The sequence below is a fragment of the Pseudomonas sp. 5Vm1k genome (assembly GCF_056161485.1).
Map to the genome: position 1 here is coordinate 1 of NZ_JBSPCZ010000015.1, position 16,910 is coordinate 16,910.

At 59.9% G+C, this 16,910-nt stretch carries 12 protein-coding genes; 7 read left to right on the plus strand and 5 right to left on the minus strand.

The annotated features are described in order from the left end of the window. Positions 1-379: 379 nt before the first annotated feature. Positions 380-3,121 carry an aconitate hydratase AcnA gene (gene acnA, locus ACWIKB_RS24855; RefSeq protein WP_475270121.1) on the minus strand — a complete coding sequence of 914 codons (2,742 nt, stop codon included), beginning with the start codon at positions 3,119-3,121 and terminating at the stop codon, positions 380-382. Between the two features lie 210 nt (positions 3,122-3,331). Between acnA and rlmM the strand changes: the two genes are divergently transcribed. Together rlmM and tusA are read left to right on the plus strand one after the other, a co-directional pair. Next, positions 3,332-4,405: a 23S rRNA (cytidine(2498)-2'-O)-methyltransferase RlmM gene (gene rlmM / locus ACWIKB_RS24860; RefSeq protein WP_054054317.1), complete on the plus strand. Its 1,074-nt coding sequence runs from the start codon at positions 3,332-3,334 to the stop codon at positions 4,403-4,405. A 181-nt stretch (positions 4,406-4,586) separates the two neighbouring features. Then, the gene (gene tusA / locus ACWIKB_RS24865; protein WP_427633864.1) at positions 4,587-4,838 is read left to right on the plus strand and encodes a sulfurtransferase TusA; all 252 of its coding nucleotides are present in this window, start codon (positions 4,587-4,589) and stop codon (positions 4,836-4,838) included. Here the strand turns inward: tusA and ACWIKB_RS24870 are convergent. Further along, positions 4,835-6,244: an MATE family efflux transporter gene (locus tag ACWIKB_RS24870; RefSeq protein ID WP_475270124.1), complete on the minus strand. Its 1,410-nt coding sequence runs from the start codon at positions 6,242-6,244 to the stop codon at positions 4,835-4,837. The two genes, tusA and ACWIKB_RS24870, sit on opposite strands and share 4 nt — an antisense overlap. A 347-nt stretch (positions 6,245-6,591) precedes the next feature. Between ACWIKB_RS24870 and pdxB the strand changes: the two genes are divergently transcribed. Continuing rightward, positions 6,592-7,734 carry a 4-phosphoerythronate dehydrogenase PdxB gene (gene pdxB, locus ACWIKB_RS24875; protein ID WP_475270126.1) on the plus strand — a complete coding sequence of 381 codons (1,143 nt, stop codon included), beginning with the start codon at positions 6,592-6,594 and terminating at the stop codon, positions 7,732-7,734. 184 nt (positions 7,735-7,918) lie between these two features. Here pdxB and ACWIKB_RS24880 read toward each other — a convergent pair whose 3' ends face one another. Next, positions 7,919-8,098, minus strand: a complete 180-nt coding sequence (locus tag ACWIKB_RS24880) for a PA1571 family protein (protein ID WP_475270128.1) — start codon at positions 8,096-8,098, stop codon at positions 7,919-7,921. Positions 8,099-8,355: 257 nt separating this feature from the next. On the opposite strand from ACWIKB_RS24880, the gene ACWIKB_RS24885 reads away from it, so the two are divergent. Both ACWIKB_RS24885 and ACWIKB_RS24890 read left to right on the plus strand, forming a co-directional pair. Further along, on the plus strand, positions 8,356-10,143 hold the full coding sequence (locus ACWIKB_RS24885; protein ID WP_475270130.1) for an ABC transporter transmembrane domain-containing protein: 1,788 nt from the start codon (positions 8,356-8,358) through the stop codon (positions 10,141-10,143). Between the two features lie 119 nt (positions 10,144-10,262). After that, on the plus strand, positions 10,263-11,294 hold the full coding sequence (locus tag ACWIKB_RS24890; protein ID WP_475270132.1) for a Fic family protein: 1,032 nt from the start codon (positions 10,263-10,265) through the stop codon (positions 11,292-11,294). A 153-nt stretch (positions 11,295-11,447) separates the two neighbouring features. Here the strand turns inward: ACWIKB_RS24890 and ACWIKB_RS24895 are convergent, their stop codons facing one another. After that, entirely contained in the window at positions 11,448-13,376 is a 1,929-nt protein-coding gene (locus ACWIKB_RS24895) for a transglycosylase SLT domain-containing protein (RefSeq protein ID WP_475270134.1), read from the minus strand. Positions 13,377-13,589: 213 nt separating this feature from the next. On the opposite strand from ACWIKB_RS24895, the gene ACWIKB_RS24900 reads away from it, so the two are divergent. Then, positions 13,590-15,506, plus strand: coding sequence for an ATP-binding cassette domain-containing protein (locus tag ACWIKB_RS24900; RefSeq protein WP_475270136.1), 1,917 nt, complete (start codon positions 13,590-13,592; stop codon positions 15,504-15,506). Between the two features lie 192 nt (positions 15,507-15,698). Here the strand turns inward: ACWIKB_RS24900 and ACWIKB_RS24905 are convergent, their stop codons facing one another. Further along, entirely contained in the window at positions 15,699-16,136 is a 438-nt protein-coding gene (locus ACWIKB_RS24905; RefSeq protein WP_077748224.1) for a universal stress protein, read from the minus strand. A 104-nt stretch (positions 16,137-16,240) separates the two neighbouring features. Here ACWIKB_RS24905 and ACWIKB_RS24910 point away from each other — a divergent pair, with 104 nt between their 5' ends. Then, entirely contained in the window at positions 16,241-16,678 is a 438-nt protein-coding gene (locus tag ACWIKB_RS24910; RefSeq protein WP_290028488.1) for a hypothetical protein, read from the plus strand. Positions 16,679-16,910: the final 232 nt, after the last annotated feature.

Below are 16,910 nucleotides of genomic sequence, written 5' to 3' on the forward strand. Positions count from 1 at the left end.
GAGCAAGCCCGCTCCCACAGTGGGTCGGTGGTGTTCAGGGGCTTTGTGTTCAACACATTCCCCCTTGTGGGAGCGAGCCTGCTCGCGAAGGGGCCATTAAATTCAACATCAATATCGCCTGTCAGTACGCCATCGCGAGCAAGCCCGCTCCCACAGTGGGTCGGTGGTGTTCAGGGGCTTTGTGTTCAACACATTTCCCCTTGTGGGAGCGGGCTTGCTCGCGAAGAGGCCATCACAGCTAACATCGATGTCGCCTGACACACCGCCTTCGCGAGTAAGCCCGCTCCCACAGTTGTTCGGGTGTGCAGGGTATTTTTGTTCAGCACTCAGCACAAACAAAAACACCGCCCGAAGGCGGTGTCTGTGTCAGCTGCGGTGCTTATGAAGCAATCAACTGCCGCAACACGTAATGCAAAATCCCCCCAGCCTTGAAGTACTCCACTTCGTTCAAGGTATCGATGCGGCACAACACCTCGACCTTCTCGCTGCTCCCGTCTTCACGGGTGATCACCAGGGTCAGATTCATTCGCGGTGTGACCTCGACGCCGGTCAAACCGAGAATATCCACGGTTTCCTTGCCGGTCAGATTCAGGCTCTTGCGGTTCTGATCCAGCTTGAATTGCAGCGGCAGCACGCCCATGCCCACCAGGTTGGAGCGGTGAATCCGCTCGAAGCTTTCGGCGATGACCGCTTTCACCCCCAGCAGATTGGTGCCCTTGGCCGCCCAGTCGCGGCTCGACCCGGTGCCGTATTCTTGCCCGGCAATCACCACCAGCGGCGTGCCCGACGCTTGATAGCGCATGGCGGCGTCGTAGATCGGCAGTCGCTCGCCGGTCGGAATGTAGATCGTGTTGCCACCTTCTTCGCCGCCGAGCATTTCATTGCGAATGCGGATGTTGGCGAAGGTACCGCGCATCATCACTTCATGATTGCCACGCCGCGAGCCGTAGGAGTTGAAGTCCCGCGGTTCCACGCCTTTCTCGCGCAAGTAACGACCGGCCGGGCTGTCGGCCTTGATGTTGCCGGCGGGGGAGATGTGGTCGGTGGTCACCGAATCGCCGAGCAACGCCAACACGTTGGCTTTTTTCACGTCCTGAATCACCGGCAGCGGCCCACCGATGTCATCGAAGAACGGCGGATGCTGGATGTAGGTCGAATCCTCCTGCCAGACATAAGTCGCGGCCTGCGGCACTTCGATTGCCTGCCACTGCTCGTCGCCGGCAAACACTTCGGCGTATTCCTTGTGGAACATCGCGGTGTTGACCTGATTCACCGCGTCGGCAATCTCCTGGGTGCTCGGCCAGATGTCCCGCAGGAAAACCGGGTTGCCATTCTTGTCATCGCCCAGGGATTCGCTGCTGATGTCGATGCGCACCGTACCCGCCAGCGCATAAGCGACCACCAACGGCGGGGAGGCCAGCCAGTTGGTTTTCACCAGTGGATGCACCCGGCCTTCGAAGTTGCGGTTGCCCGACAACACCGACGCCACTGCCAGATCGGCTTTCTGAATGGCTTTCTCGATCGGCTCCGGCAATGGCCCGGAGTTACCGATGCAAGTGGTGCAGCCATAACCGACCAAGGCAAAACCCAGTTCATCGAGGTACTGCGTCAAACCCGCAGCCTTGTAGTAATCGGTGACCACTTTCGACCCCGGCGCCAATGAACTCTTGACCCACGGTTTGCGTTTCAGGCCTTTCTCGACTGCTTTCTTCGCCACCAACCCGGCCGCCATCATCACGCTGGGGTTGGAGGTATTGGTGCAGGACGTGATCGCGGCGATCACCACTGCGCCGTTTTTCAACCGGTAGGTATGGCCTTCAGACTCGTAGTCCGCCTCGCCAACCATGTCGGCGTTGCCCACCGCGACACCGCCGCCGCCTTCACTTTCCAGGCGTCCTTCTTCCTTGCTGGTGGGTTTGATTTGCAGGCCAAGGAAGTCACTGAAAGCCTGGGCGACATTCGGCAGCGATACGCGGTCTTGCGGGCGTTTCGGCCCGGCGAGACTGGCTTCGACGGCGCCCATGTCCAGTTCCAGGCTGTCGGTAAAGATCGGTTCCTTGCCCGGTAGGCGCCACAGGCCCTGAGCCTTTGTGTAGGCCTCGACCAGTTTCACCACTTCCGGCGGGCGGCCGGACAAGCGCAGGTATTCCAGCGTCACGTCATCGACCGGGAAGAAACCGCAGGTGGCGCCGTATTCCGGGGCCATGTTGGCGATGGTCGCGCGGTCGGCCAGCGGTAGATCGGCGAGGCCGTCGCCGTAGAACTCGACGAACTTACCGACCACGCCTTTCTTGCGCAGCATCTGCGTAACCGTCAGCACCAGATCGGTGGCGGTGATGCCTTCCTTGAGCTTGCCGGTGAGTTTGAAACCGATCACTTCCGGAATCAGCATCGACACCGGTTGGCCGAGCATCGCCGCTTCCGCTTCGATCCCGCCCACCCCCCAGCCGAGCACGCCGAGGCCGTTGATCATGGTGGTGTGGGAGTCGGTGCCGACCAACGTATCGGGGAAGGCGTAAGTGCGGCCGTCCTCGTCTTTGGTCCAGACCGTGCGCCCGAGGTATTCCAGGTTCACCTGGTGGCAGATACCAGTGCCCGGTGGCACCACGCTGAAGTTGTCGAAGGCACTTTGGCCCCAGCGCAGGAACGCATAACGCTCACCGTTGCGTTGCATTTCGATGTCGACGTTCTGTTCGAAGGCACTGGAACTGGCGAACTTGTCGACCATCACCGAATGGTCGATCACCAGGTCCACCGGCGATAGCGGATTGATCCGCTGCGGGTCGCCGCCGGCCTTGGCCATGGCGGCGCGCATGGCGGCCAGGTCGACCACGGCGGGCACGCCGGTAAAGTCCTGCATTAATACGCGGGCAGGGCGGTATTGAATTTCGCGGTCGGAGCGGCGCTCCTTGAGCCACGCGGCAATCGCCTTGAGGTCGGCACCGGTGACGGTTTTTTCGTCTTCCCAGCGCAGCAGGTTTTCCAGCAACACTTTCAACGACATGGGCAACTTGTCGAGATCACCGAGGCTCTTGGCAGCGTCGGGCAGACTGAAGTAATGGTAGGTCTTGTCGTCGATTTGTAAGGTTTTAAGGGTTTTCAGGCTATCGAGGGACGGCATTTGAAATAACTCCTTTGGGTCCGCACGGCTACGGACTGACGGGACAAGCAGAGCCTTTAACCTAGCCCTGTTCATTCGTTAAAGCTAATAACTGGACTCTATGGGCAAGTCCAAGGTTCCGAACTCGGCTATCATGCGGCGGTTTTCGTGACAGGCTTTGCTACAGGGCAAGTTTGCGCATCGATCATTGCCGATTGCCCAGGAGATTCAATGAACACCCTCTTTATGCATTGCCGGCCGGGCTTCGAAGGCGAAGTCTGTTCCGAGATTGCCGAACACGCCGCACGCTTGAACGTGGCCGGTTATGCCAAGGCCAAGACCGCCAGCGCCTGCGCCGAATTCATCTGCACCGAAGAAGACGGCGCCGAGCGCCTGATGCGCGGTCAGCGTTTCGCCGAGTTGATCTTCCCGCGCCAATGGGCTCGCGGGATTTTCATCGACTTGCCGGAAACCGACCGCATCAGCGTGATCCTCGCGCACATTGTCGACTTCCCGGTGTGCGGCAGCCTGTGGCTGGAAATGGTCGACACCAACGATGGCAAGGAGCTGTCGAATTTCTGCAAGAAATTCGAAGGTCACCTGCGCAAGGCGCTGATGGCGGCCGGCAAACTGGTGGAGGATGCCAGCAAGCCGCGTTTGCTGCTGACATTCAAAAGCGGCCGTGAAGTGTTCGTCGGCCTGGCCGAGTCGAACAATTCGGCGATGTGGCCGATGGGCATTCCACGCCTGAAGTTTCCGCGCGACGCGCCAAGTCGTTCAACGCTGAAGCTGGAAGAGGCCTGGCACCACTTTATCCCGCGTGATCAGTGGGACGAGCGCTTGCACAGCGACATGACTGGCGTTGATCTCGGCGCCGCGCCGGGCGGCTGGACCTGGCAACTGGTCAACCGTGGCATGCTGGTGACCGCCATCGACAACGGCCCGATGGCCGAAAGCCTGATGGACACCGGCCTGGTACAGCACTTGATGGCCGATGGTTTCACCTTCAAGCCGCGCCAACCGGTGGACTGGATGGTCTGCGACATCGTCGAGAAACCGGCGCGCAACGCCGCGATGCTGGAAGAGTGGATTGGCGAAGGCCATTGCCGCGAAGCGGTGGTCAACCTCAAGCTGCCGATGAAACAGCGTTACGCGGAAGTGAAGCGCTTGCTGGAACGCATCGCCGATGGCTTCAAGGAGCGCGGGATCAAGGTCGAGATCGGCTGTAAACAGCTGTACCACGACCGCGAAGAAGTGACCTGTCATTTGCGCCGGATTGACGTGAAGAAACCGAAATCCCGCTGAGTTACGCGGACCCATGTGGGAGCGGGCTTGCTCGCGAAGGCGGACTGACATTCAACATTGATGTCGACTGACACACCGCTTTCGCGAGCAAGCCCGCTCCCACAGGGGGGATGGCGTCATGCCACAGATGACCGAACACCCGGCAATGCGCGACAATGCCGGCCAGTTTCAGGAGTGAATCATGAGTGAAATGCTTGATACGCCGGTAGACGGCACCCTCGACGCCACCGGCCTCAACTGCCCGGAGCCGGTGATGATGCTGCACCAGCACATCCGTGACCTGGCGCCCGGTGGCCTGCTCAAGGTGATCGCCACCGACCCGTCGACCCGGCGCGACATTCCCAAGTTCTGCGTGTTCCTCGACCATGAACTGGTCGGCCAGCACGAAGAGGCAGGTACCTACCTCTACTGGATCCGCAAGAAACTCGCTTAACCCGCCGACTGGCTGATGCGGATTCGCTTGCGCGCACTGCGCGTCAGGCGGATCGACAGCATCAGCGCTGCGCAACTCAAGCCCACGATCAAACCCTGCCACAGCCCGCTCGGGCCGCTTGGCGCGCCGAACCAGTCGGTCAGGCCCAACGCGTAACCCACCGGCAAGCCAATCCCCCAATACGCAAACAGGGTCAGGATCATCGTCACCCGAGTGTCCTGATAACCACGCAAGGCGCCGGCCGCCGTGACCTGGATCGCGTCGGAAAACTGAAACAGCGCCGAATACACGATCAGCATCGCCGCCACGTGAATCACTGTCGGGTCGGCGGTGTAGATCGTGGCAATGTGTTCGCGCAGCAACAGCATCATGCTCGCCGACAGGCAGGCGTAAGCCAGCGCACTGCCCATGCCGACGCCCGCCGCGAAGCGCGCTTCACGCGGTTCATTGCGGCCCAGTGCCTGGCCGACGCGTACGGTAACGGCCATCCCTAGCGAATACGGGATCATGAACACCAGGGAGCTGACGTTCAGCGCGATCTGGTGACCGGCCACGACGGTTGCGCCGAGGCTGCCGATCAGCAGGGCGATCACCGCGAAGATGCTCGATTCGGCGAACACTGCAATGCCGATCGGCAGGCCGATGCCCAGCAGACGTTTGATCACCGACCATTGTGGCCAGTCGAAGCGACTGAACAGCTCGCTTTTCTGGTAGGCCGGCGCCCAGCGTGTATAGGCCACCATGCCGAGGGCCATGAACCACATCACAATCCCTGTCGCCCAGCCACAGCCGGCACCGCCCATGGCGGGCACGCCCAAGTGGCCATAAATGAAGACGTAGTTCAGCGGGATGTTCAGCGCCAGGGCGCACAAACCGAGGATCATCGCCGGGCGAGTGCGGCCCATACCGTCACTGAAGCAGCGCAAGACGTGATAGAGCGCGACCGCTGGCAAACCGGCAGCAATGCCGTGCAGGTATTGCATGCAGGGGCCGATCAGCTCGGGGTCGACCTTCATGATGTGCAAGATTGGTTCGGCAGCGATCAGCATGCCGGTCGCCATCAAGCCAACTACCAGCGCCAGCCATAGGGCCTGACGCACGATCGGGCCGATCTCGCTGTGAGTGCCGGCGCCGAAGCGTTGGGCGACTTTTGGCGTAGTGGCGAGCAAGGTGCCGGTCATCAGCAAGAACACCGGGACCCAGATCGAGTTGCCCAGCGCTACGGCTGCGAGGTCACGGGGGCCGACCCGGCCCGCCATCACGGCATCGACGAAGCCCATGGCCGTGGTCGCCAGTTGCGCGATCATGATTGGCAACGCCAGGGCGAACAGGTTTTTCAGCTCCAGGCGAACCCGGGCCGGGCGGGTGAGAGTGGTCGTAGCGGGCTGATCAGTCACGGAATTCAAGGGCGAAGCGTCCAGGGATATTTGATGCGCAGGGCGGCGCATTCTACCCCGTTGACGCACTGGTCAGGAAAAGCGCTGTGTTAGGGATTTGTAATCTTTCCCACTTACTGCACATCCCCATACTGCACAACCCGTAGGAGCTGACGAGTGAAACGAGGCTGCGATCTTTTGATCTTGTTTTTGAAGGGGCCAAGATCAAAAGATCGCAGCCTCGTTTCACTCGACAGCTCCTACACAGCTCCTACACAGCCCCGACATTGCTCCTACACAACCCTTGCCGGGGGATACGTGCTAGGCGCAACGGGGCAACTCCGCCTACACTGCCGATCCGCCAAAGGAGCCCCGCCATGCTGATTGTTGCCGACGAAAATATCCCGCTGCTCGATGCCTTTTTCCAGGGTTTCGGCGAAATCCGCCGGGTGCCGGGGCGTTCCATCGACCGCGCCACGGTCGAGCAAGCCGATGTGCTGCTGGTGCGCTCGGTGACTAATGTCAATCGCGCGTTGCTCGAGGGCAGCAAGGTGCGGTTTGTCGGTACCTGCACCATCGGCACCGATCACCTGGACCTGGATTACTTCCAGCAGGCCGGCATCACCTGGTCCAGCGCACCCGGCTGCAATGCCCGGGGCGTGGTCGATTATGTGCTCGGCAGCCTGCTGACCCTGGCCGAGATCGAAGGCGTTGACCTGACTCAGCGCACTTACGGCGTGGTCGGTGCCGGCGAAGTAGGCGGGCGACTGGTCAACGTGCTGAAAGGCCTGGGCTGGAACGTGCTGGTGTGCGATCCGCCACGGCAAGCGGCGCAGGGCGGCGATTTCGTCAGCCTTGAGCAGATCATCGAGCAGTGCGATGTCATCAGCCTGCACACACCTTTGAAGAAGCATGGCGCTCAGGCGACCTGGCATCTGTTCGACAAACCCCGTTTGAACCGACTCAAACCCGGCGCCTGGCTGATCAACGCCAGCCGCGGCCCAGTGGTGGACAACGCGGCGCTGCGTCAGGTGTTGCTGCAGCGTGAAGACCTGCAAGCGGTGCTGGACGTCTGGGAAGGCGAGCCCGAAGTCGATGTGGCACTGGCTGACCTTTGCGTGCTGGCGACGCCGCATATCGCCGGTTACAGCCTCGACGGCAAACAGCGCGGCACGGCGCAGATCTATCAGGCGTATTGCGACTTCCTCGGTCAGCCGGCCGAAGTCAGCCTGAGCGATTTGCTGCCGGCGCCGTGGTTGACGCAAGTGACCTTGCACGCTGACAGCGATCCGGCCTGGGCGCTGGCGATGTTGTGCCGAGGCGTGTACGACCCGCGCCGTGACGATGCGGATTTTCGCCGCAGCCTTGTAGGCAATGTGAGCGAACAACGTGCGGCGTTTGATGCGCTGCGCAAGAACTATCCGTCGCGCAGGGAAATTGACGGGTTGCAGGTGCGCATTGATGGGGATTCGCCGGCGTTGCGCCAGATCGTGGCGGCGTTGGGTGCTTTGGCAGTCTGAACATCGCGTCGACCCCTTCGCGGGCAAGCCTCGCTCCTACAGATTTGAATTGTCCAAACATTCAACGAACGACACAAAACCTGTAGGAGCGAGGCTTGCCCGCGAAAGCCGCGCCGCAATTCCCTGACGAATACCCATAAAAAACCCGGCCAACCAGGGCCGGGTCAAGAAGACGGTGGCTATATCACTTTTGTTCGGCAGGCTTGACCAATCGTTGCTCCAGTTCGCGGCAAGCGTCCTGGATCATGTCTTCAGTGATCGGTACTTCGTGCCCATCCTTATCGATAATCGAGCAACCCAGAGACTGGTCTGGCTGTGTGCGGATCACTTGAATCTTGTCATCGCTGCTGTTTTGCAAGGACATGGCCTGTCTCCTCATCAGGTTGTGTGCTTACTCTAAAACCGCCAGGTGACCGGGCTGTGACAACTCCCTGCGATCTCCCCAGGACGGCAACATCAGTCCACCAGAAATACCGCGACGTTGCCACCCGGACTTTAGACCAATAGCGTCTAGCCGCTAGTCTTGGCGGTCATAATTAACCTGACTCATTGTGATTTACAGCGTTCCACCCCATTGAGTGTGTAGGCTGGCCCCATCAATCGCTTCTGTTGCGAACCTGGATGAACCCGATGCTCTCTTCCCGTCACCGGCGTGCCCTTCGCCTGACCAGTCATTTTCTTGCTCCGTATCGCTGGCCGGCCTTCGGCGCCTTGCTCGCGTTGATCGTCACGGCGGGCATCACCTTGTCCATGGGGCAGGGCATTCGCCTGTTGGTGGATCAGGGCTTCATGACTCAGTCGGCGCATCTGCTCAACCAGACCATTGGTTTGTTCATGTTGCTGGTGCTCGGTCTGGCCGTTGGCACCTTCGCGCGTTTTTACCTGGTGTCGTGGATCGGCGAGCGGGTCGTCGCGGATATTCGGCGCCAGGTCTTCAACCACCTTGTTTACCTGCATCCGGGATTCTACGAAGACAACCGCAGCTCTGAAATTCAGTCACGGTTGACCGCGGACACCACGCTGCTGCAATCGGTGATCGGCTCATCGTTATCGCTGTTCCTGCGCAATCTGCTGATGGTCATTGGCGGGATCGTGCTGCTGTTTATTACCAACCCCAAACTCACCAGCATTGTGGTGATCGCCCTGCCGTTGGTGATCGCGCCGATCCTGATCTTCGGACGCCGGGTGCGCAGCCTATCGCGTCTGAGCCAGGACCGGATTGCCGATATCGGCAGCTACGTCTCCGAAACCCTCGGTCAGATCAAAACCGTGCAGGCCTACAACCATCAGGTTCAGGACGAGCAACGTTTCGCCATGACTGTGGAACAGGCATTCGACACGGCGCGCAAGCGTATTTTCCAGCGGGCCTGGCTGATTACCCTGGTGATCGTATTGGTGCTCGGCGCTGTGGGCGTCATGCTCTGGGTCGGTGGCATGGATGTGATCGCCGGACGCATTTCGGCGGGAGAGCTGGCAGCGTTTGTTTTCTACAGCCTGATCGTCGGCAGCGCCTTCGGCACCCTGAGCGAAGTGATTGGCGAGTTGCAGCGGGCGGCCGGTGCGGCGGAACGGATTGCCGAATTGCTACGATCGGAAAACATCATCCAGCCACCGACCAGCGGTTTGGTGACGTTGCCCGAGCGGGTCAAGGGCAATCTGGTTCTGCAAGATGTGCGCTTTTCCTACCCCTCGCGTCCCGAAAGCTTCGCCGTGGATGGCTTGACTCTGACCATCAACGCGGGCGAAACCCTCGCACTGGTCGGACCCTCCGGCGCAGGCAAGTCCACCGTGTATGACTTGCTGCTGCGTTTTTACGATCCCGCTGAAGGGCGCATCCTGCTCGACGGCGTGCCGCTGACTCAGCTTGATCCGCTGGACCTGCGTCGCTGCTTCGCTCTGGTCTCGCAAAACCCGGCGTTGTTCTTCGGCAGCATCGAAGAAAACATCCGCTACGGGAATCCGGGCGCGACCCTGGCCCAAGTCCAAGAGGCGGCAAAAATCGCCTACGCCCACGACTTCATCGAACAAATGCCCAACGGCTACCAGACCCACCTCGGCGACGGCGGCCTCGGTCTGTCCGGCGGCCAGCGCCAACGCCTGGCCATCGCCCGCGCGCTGCTGGTGGACGCACCGATCCTGTTACTGGACGAAGCCACCAGCGCCCTCGACGCGCAGAGCGAACACCTGATCCAGCAAGCCCTGCCCAGCCTGATGAAAAACCGCACCACCCTGGTCATCGCCCACCGCTTGGCCACGGTGAAAAACGCTGACCGCATCGCGGTGATGGACCAAGGGAAATTGGTGGCAGTAGGCACGCATCAGGAACTGGTCGCGAGCAATGCGTTGTATGCGCGGTTGGCAGCGTTGCAGTTTAGTGATGGCAAAGCCGAACTCGACCTGCACGCGTAGGCGCTGTGTAGGAGCTGTCGAGTGAAACGAGGCTGCGATCTTTTGTCTCTGAATGAAGGCTGCCTGGACTCGTCTGTTCGGGCATCATGTCGCCTTGATCAAGCTGCCCGGATGAGGCTATGAGTCGCTATCAACCACCGTTAACCCTGACCACAAGAATACTGGCGCTGATCGCCGAGATCAGTGAGCAGATCGGTCAGCTTTCGGCTGTAGGTGATAGTCGCCAGACGCCTCAGCTACGCCGCGGCAATCGTATTCGTACGATTCAGGCTTCGTTGGCGATCGAGAACAACACCCTCAGCATCGAGCAGGTAACGGCGCTTCTCGCTGGGCAGCGCGTGTTGGGCTTGCCTCGGGAAATCCAGGAAGTACGCAACGCCTTTACTGCTTATGAAGCAATGCCGGATTGGCAGCCGGATAGCCGAGCCGATTTGCTCCGGGCGCATGAACTGCTTATGCATGGATTGATTGATGATTGCGGTCGGTTTCGTCAAGCGGGTGTAGGTATTTACCGTGGCGAGCAATTGGTCCATATGGCCCCACCACCGAGTCGCGTTGCGCACTTGATGGATGACTTGCTGGCATGGCTGGGAGCGTCTGACTGGCATCCGTTGATCATCAGTTGTGTGTTTCATTACGAGTTCGAATTCATCCATCCTTTTGCCGATGGCAATGGCCGGATGGGGCGTCTCTGGCAGACCTTGATACTTAGTCAATGGCGTCCTGTGTTGGCGTATCTGCCGGTTGAAGCGGTAATTCGTGAGCAGCAGGATACGTATTACGCGGCATTGTCGGCTGCTGACCAGTTGGCGGAATCGACGCCCTTTGTTGAGTTTATGCTTCAGGCGTTGAGTCTCGCATTGGCGGAAGCGGCCAGGAACGAACCCCTGACCGACCAAGTAACCGACCAAGTAACCGACCAAGTAGCGAAACTGCTTTTGGCGCTCAATGGCGGTCGCCCGCTCAAGGTTAATGAGTTGATGGTAGAGGTCGGTCTGGCGCATAAGGCGACGTTTCGGGCCAACTACCTCAAGCCGGCATTGGCCGCCGGTTTGATCGAAATGACGGATCCCGACTCACCTAAAAGCCCGGCTCAACGATACCGTTTGACTGAGCCCGGGAGGGCATCTCTGCGGTCGAGATTGGCGTAGGAGCTGCCGCAGGCTGCGATCTTTTGATCTTCGCTTTCAACTTGCGATAAAAAAATGCCCGCATCAATCGATGCGGGCATTTTTTGTTTGCGGCTCAAAGCAAGATCAAAAAATCGCAGCCTTCGGCAGCTCCTACGTGACCGGCATTACCGGTCACTGATCATCAAAATACCGCTCATGCCAATCCACCAGCGGCTGTGGCGAGTTGAGCTTCTGGCCGTAGATCACCGAGTACGACAGCACGTTTTGCACGTATTGGCGGGTTTCGTCGAACGGGATGCTTTCCACCCAGACGTCGAAGCTCAGGTGATCGGCACCGCGCAGCCACTGGCGCACACGGCCGGGGCCGGCGTTGTAGGCGGCGGAGGCGAGGACGCGGTTGCCGTTGAATTGGCTGTGGACCTGGCTCAGGTAAGCGGCGCCGAGCTGGATGTTCTTGTCCGGGTCGAGCACTTGCTGTGGCGAGGCCAGGGGGATGCTGAACTTGCGCGCGGTTTCCTTGGCGGTGCCGGGCATCAATTGCATCAGGCCGCTGGCGCCGACGCCGGAGCGGGCGTCATCCATGAAGGCGCTTTCCTGGCGGGTGATGGCGAACACCCAGCTCGAATGCAAGCCACGGACCTTGGCTTCGCGCACCAGGGTGTCGCGGTGGGCCATTGGGAAGCGGATGTCCAGGTCGTCCCAGTACTGCGCCTGACTGATGGTGCGGATTGCCGGGAAATACCATTTCAAGTCGTAGGCCAGTTTTGCCTGGGCAACCATCTCGTCACGGTTGAAATGGCGACTGACGTAATACCACTCGCGACGACCATCGACGACCTGTCCACGGGCGTGGAACTCCAGGGCTCTGCGTACACCCGGTGTGTTGCGCACTTTGTTGATGGTGGCCTGGCTGAGCACCAACGGTTTGTTGACCAGCGAGTAAGGCAATTGCGAACGGTCGGCGGCGAGGAAGCCATAAAAATCACGTTCGCGGGCGAGCCCCTTGTACAGCGTCTGCGCTTCCGGGTTCTGCGGCTGCGCCAGTTCCAGGCTGCGAGCCTGCCAGTATCGCCAGCGGTTGGTAGTGGCCAGGTCCTGTGGCAAGCGGCGGGTCAACTGGTACGCGTCGTCCCAGCGAGCCAGGCGCAGCAGCAGGCGCAGACGCCATTCGGACACGGTGTTGTCGCGCAGTTCCGGGTCGTACTTGGTCATCACATCCAGTGCGCGAGGGTCATAACGTCGTGCTAGGGTCAGGCCGATTTCCCGGGCGATTGCCACTTTTTCATCGCGGGAGAAGTGCATGCTGCTGGCATAACCGTCGAGCAGGTCCATGGCCTTATCCGGGTCCTGCTTGGCCAAGCGACGCAGGCCGAGACTGACGATGTCGGACATCGGCTCATCGGCCGGAACAAACCGTGAAGGCTGATTGAGCAGCTCGGGCTTCTGCGCCACGTCCACCAATAAGCGACCGCGCGGGGCGAGGGTGGTCAGGCCATTCACCAGGCTGTTGGCTAGCGGGTAGTTGCGCGCCTGGGCGGCAAGTTTGGTGCGTTCCCAGCGTTTCTGTTCGGTCAGTTGGCCTTCGGCGGCCCAGATCCCGAACAGGCCATCACACGAAGCGGGCTGCGATTTGCCGGTCAGCCAGAGTTTTTCGGCGTTGGCGTAACCTTGGGCTTTCAGGTTATGGCCGATCTCGTACTGCGCGTTCAGGCAGTCCAGTTCGGTGAAATTGAGCTTGGGGTCGTAATATTTGACGAAGGTCGCCCAGTCGCCACGATCGGCCAGCCAACGCAACCAGCGCAACTTCATCCAGTTGGACTGCGGCAGATCACCGTGTTCGGCGAGGAATTTCTCGATTTCGGCATTGCTGGCGGTTTTGAGGCGTGCAGTCAGTTCGTCGTAGGCAAGATACGGCTCCAGCGGATAATCGCTGAGGGCCTGGCTATAACGGAAATAAGGCTCGGAATCGCCTTTGGCCAAGGCACGCTTGGCTTCATCGTAATATTGGCGCTGGGTGGACAGGTCCACCGCCTGGACTGATTGAGCGGCAGTGGCAGAGAGAAGTAAGCAAGATAGAAGACTGAAAAGGCGACTGCGCATGAGACATCCGGGCAGAAAAATCATGACAAGTGCTGACAGCATCAGCACTGAATAATCTGTAGCTTAGCCTTTTGCCAGCAACGGGCGAAAGCTTTGCCGGCCTGTCGGTGCAAGATCGCAACATTTGTTATGCAGAGTGCTTCGACAGTGAAATTGCCGGCCTTCTGAAGCCTCAAGTCAGGTAGAATGCGCGCCCGGTTTTTGGAGAAGCTCATGACCCTGCTCAAATTCAGCGATGTGTCCCTTGCTTTCGGCTCTACGCCGTTGTTGGACAAGGTGTCCTGGCAGATCGCCCGTGGTGAGCGGGTGTGCATCATCGGCCGCAATGGCACTGGCAAGTCCAGCATGATGAAGCTCGTCAAGGGCGACCAGAAGCCCGACGACGGCTCCGTTTGGCGCGCACCCGGCCTCAAGATTGGCGAATTGCCGCAAGAATTGCCGGTAGCCGACGAGCGGACCGTGTTCGACGTTGTGGCTGAAGGCCTGGACGGTGTGGGCGAGCTGCTTGCGCAGTATCACCACCTGAGCCAGAACATCGTCACTGACGCCGACCTGGACAAACTGATGCACGTCCAGCACGACCTCGAAGCCCGCGATGGCTGGCGTTTGCAGCAACTGGTAGACAGCACGTTGAGCCGTCTGCAGTTGCCGGCCGACAAGACCCTCGCCGAATTGTCCGGTGGCTGGCGTCGTCGCGTCCTGCTGGCCCAGGCTCTGGTTTCCGAACCGGACCTGCTGCTGCTCGACGAACCAACCAACCACCTGGACATCGGTGCAATTGCCTGGCTTGAAGAAGCGCTGAAGGATTTCCAGGGCGCCGTGCTGTTCATCACGCACGACCGTTCATTCCTGCAGAACCTTGCGACCCGCATCCTCGAACTGGATCGCGGCGGCCTGATCGACTGGAACGGCGACTACGCCAGTTTCCTCGTGCACAAAGAGGCTTCGCTGGCGGCTGAAGACACGGCCAACGCGCTGTTCGACAAAAAACTGGCCCAGGAAGAAGTCTGGATCCGCCAGGGCATCAAGGCGCGCCGCACCCGTAACGAAGGCCGTGTGCGCGCCCTCAAAGCATTGCGCAACGAACGCAGCGAGCGTCGTGAACGCACCGGCAAGGCCAACATTCAGCTGGACACCGCTGACAAGTCCGGCAAGCAGGTGATGGTCCTCGAGAACGTGAGTTTCGCTCACCCGGGCGGCCCGTTCCTGATCAAGGACTTCTCGATGGTTCTGCAGCGCGGCGACCGTATCGGTCTGCTTGGCGCCAACGGTACCGGCAAGACCACCTTGCTCAAACTGATGCTCAACGGCTTGCAGCCCACCAGCGGCACCGTGGAAGAGGGGACGCGCATCGACGTGGCGTACTTCGACCAGTTGCGCCATCAACTGGACCTTGAAAAGACCGTGATCGACAACGTGGCCGAAGGTCGCGACTTCATCGATATCGATGGTCAGAGCCGTCACGTGTTGAGCTACCTCGGCGACTTCCTGTTCAGCCCACAGCGTGCCCGCACGCCGGTCAAGGCGCTGTCCGGTGGTGAGCGTGCCCGTTTGTTGCTGGCCAAGTTGTTCAGCAAACCTGCGAACCTGCTGGTGCTCGATGAGCCAACCAACGACCTCGACGTCGAAACCCTCGAGCTGCTGGAAGAGGTCTTGCTGACCTTCAACGGCACCGTGCTGATGGTCAGTCACGACCGGGCATTCCTCGACAACGTCGTGACCAGCACCCTGGTCTTCGAAGGTGAAGGCAAGGTTCGTGAATACGTCGGTGGTTATCAGGACTGGCTGCGTCAGGGCGGCTCGCCGCGCCTGCTGGGCGTGACCGAGAGCAAGTCCGGCAAGGCTGACCTGACCTCCGCTGTGGTAACTGCCGAAGCGGCGCCAGTCGCGGCGGTGGAAGCACCGGTGGCGAAGAAGAAGCTCAGCTACAAGCATCAGCGTGAGCTGGAAATGCTGCCGGGTCAGATCGAAGCCATGGAGAAGCAGATTGCGGCAGTTGAAGCGCAAATGGCGGACCCTGCGTTCTATCAGCGTCCGGCTGCCGAAACGGCGGCGGTGATTGCTCAGCTTGAGCAATTGCAGGCTGAACTCGACGTAATGGTCGAGCGCTGGGCCGAGCTGGATGCCTGAATGATCCTGCAATAAAAAAGCCCGGCGTTCAGAGATGAACGCCGGGCTTTTCGTATGGAATGCGATTTACTGGGCTGGCGTAGATCCAATGTGGGAGCGGGCTTGCTCGCGAAAGCGGTGTATCAGTCAGCACATTTGTTGAATGTTAAGCCGCTTTCGCGAGCAAGCCCGCCCCCACATTGGTCCGTGTTGTCAGCTTTTGATCAGGCGCACCGCAAGCACATCGCAAGGCGCACCGTGCAGCACGTCGTTGGCGGTGGAGCCAAGCAACAATGCCAAACCATGTCGGCCATGACTGCCGACCACGATCAGGTCGCAGGTCTGTTCCTTGGCCAGGTGATGGATTTCCTGGCGCGGCTGGCCGTAAGTCAGGTGGCTGTATTCCTTGGAGAGTTCCGGGTATTTCAGGATTAGCCGGTCAAGGCGTTCCTTGGCCTGATCAAACTGCTGCTGCTGCAACTGGGACAGGTCCATCGGCACGTCGCCGCCAAAGGCCATGGCCATCGGCTCGACAATGTGCACCAGGGACAGCTTCGCGCCGTTGCTCACCGACAGTTCGCGAGCGCGGTGGATAACAGGATCGCACTCTTCGGTTAGATCTACAGCGACCAGAATATGGTGGTAGGGCATGAGGTGCTCCTCCTGAGGATTGCGATATTGGTAAGTATGGCTGGTTTCAAGCGCATTGGTTCCAAAGTGACTCAAAGCGCTCATCAAGAATCGGGAGTACAGATATGACGGTCTGGATAGTGGTGTCAATCCTGCTGGTGGTACTGAGTCCGCTGGCATGGTTGCGGCCGTCCCGCCACCAGAGCGGTCGCATGGCCTTGCGCATGGAAGCGCGACGCATCGGGTTGGCCATGCAGCTGGCGCCTCAGGAATGGCCGCACTGGCTCAGCCAGGAGCCGCCAAGCCCTTGTGCGCAGTACCATCGACCGCGTCGTGGCAATCAGCCGAAGTGCTGGAGTTACTGGCAAAAAGCGCCCGGTGTGTGGGTCAATCAGTGGCAGGAGGTCTGTGAGGATCGGGCGCTGCTCAATCATTTCGAAAAATTGCCGGCCAACGTCTACAAGATCGAAGCGGACAAGCAGATGATCTTCTTGTACTGGGGCGAGAAGGGCGAAGCCGAGGTTTTGCAACAAATCGACGCCACGCTAAAAGCCCTCGCCTGACCCCTGATCCCCGTAGGAGCTGCCGCAGGCTGCGATCTTTTGATCTGGTCTTTCAATGCCCAGTCAAAAGATCGCAGCCTGCGGCAGCTCCTACAAGAACGAGCGCCAGCGCCTGACAGACAGGCAATAAAAAGCCCGACATCATCATCGGGCTGGGGTTGGCCAGGCAGGCCGGAAATCTTTGTGGCGCTGATCTTGCGTCGGGCATTCGCCAAAAGCATTCAAATTTTTT

Coding starts and splice junctions, on each gene's coding strand:
- ACWIKB_RS24885 (WP_475270130.1), top strand. CDS start 8,356: ATGAACCCGATGCTCTCTTCCCGTCACCGGCGTGCCCTTCGCCTGACC.
- acnA (WP_475270121.1), bottom strand. CDS start 3,121: ATGCCGTCCCTCGATAGCCTGAAAACCCTTAAAACCTTACAAATCGAC.
- ACWIKB_RS24910 (WP_290028488.1), top strand. CDS start 16,241: ATGACGGTCTGGATAGTGGTGTCAATCCTGCTGGTGGTACTGAGTCCG.
- rlmM (WP_054054317.1), top strand. CDS start 3,332: ATGAACACCCTCTTTATGCATTGCCGGCCGGGCTTCGAAGGCGAAGTC.
- pdxB (WP_475270126.1), top strand. CDS start 6,592: ATGCTGATTGTTGCCGACGAAAATATCCCGCTGCTCGATGCCTTTTTC.
- ACWIKB_RS24880 (WP_475270128.1), bottom strand. CDS start 8,098: ATGTCCTTGCAAAACAGCAGCGATGACAAGATTCAAGTGATCCGCACA.
- ACWIKB_RS24895 (WP_475270134.1), bottom strand. CDS start 13,376: ATGCGCAGTCGCCTTTTCAGTCTTCTATCTTGCTTACTTCTCTCTGCC.
- ACWIKB_RS24890 (WP_475270132.1), top strand. CDS start 10,263: ATGAGTCGCTATCAACCACCGTTAACCCTGACCACAAGAATACTGGCG.
- ACWIKB_RS24900 (WP_475270136.1), top strand. CDS start 13,590: ATGACCCTGCTCAAATTCAGCGATGTGTCCCTTGCTTTCGGCTCTACG.
- tusA (WP_427633864.1), top strand. CDS start 4,587: ATGAGTGAAATGCTTGATACGCCGGTAGACGGCACCCTCGACGCCACC.
- ACWIKB_RS24905 (WP_077748224.1), bottom strand. CDS start 16,136: ATGCCCTACCACCATATTCTGGTCGCTGTAGATCTAACCGAAGAGTGC.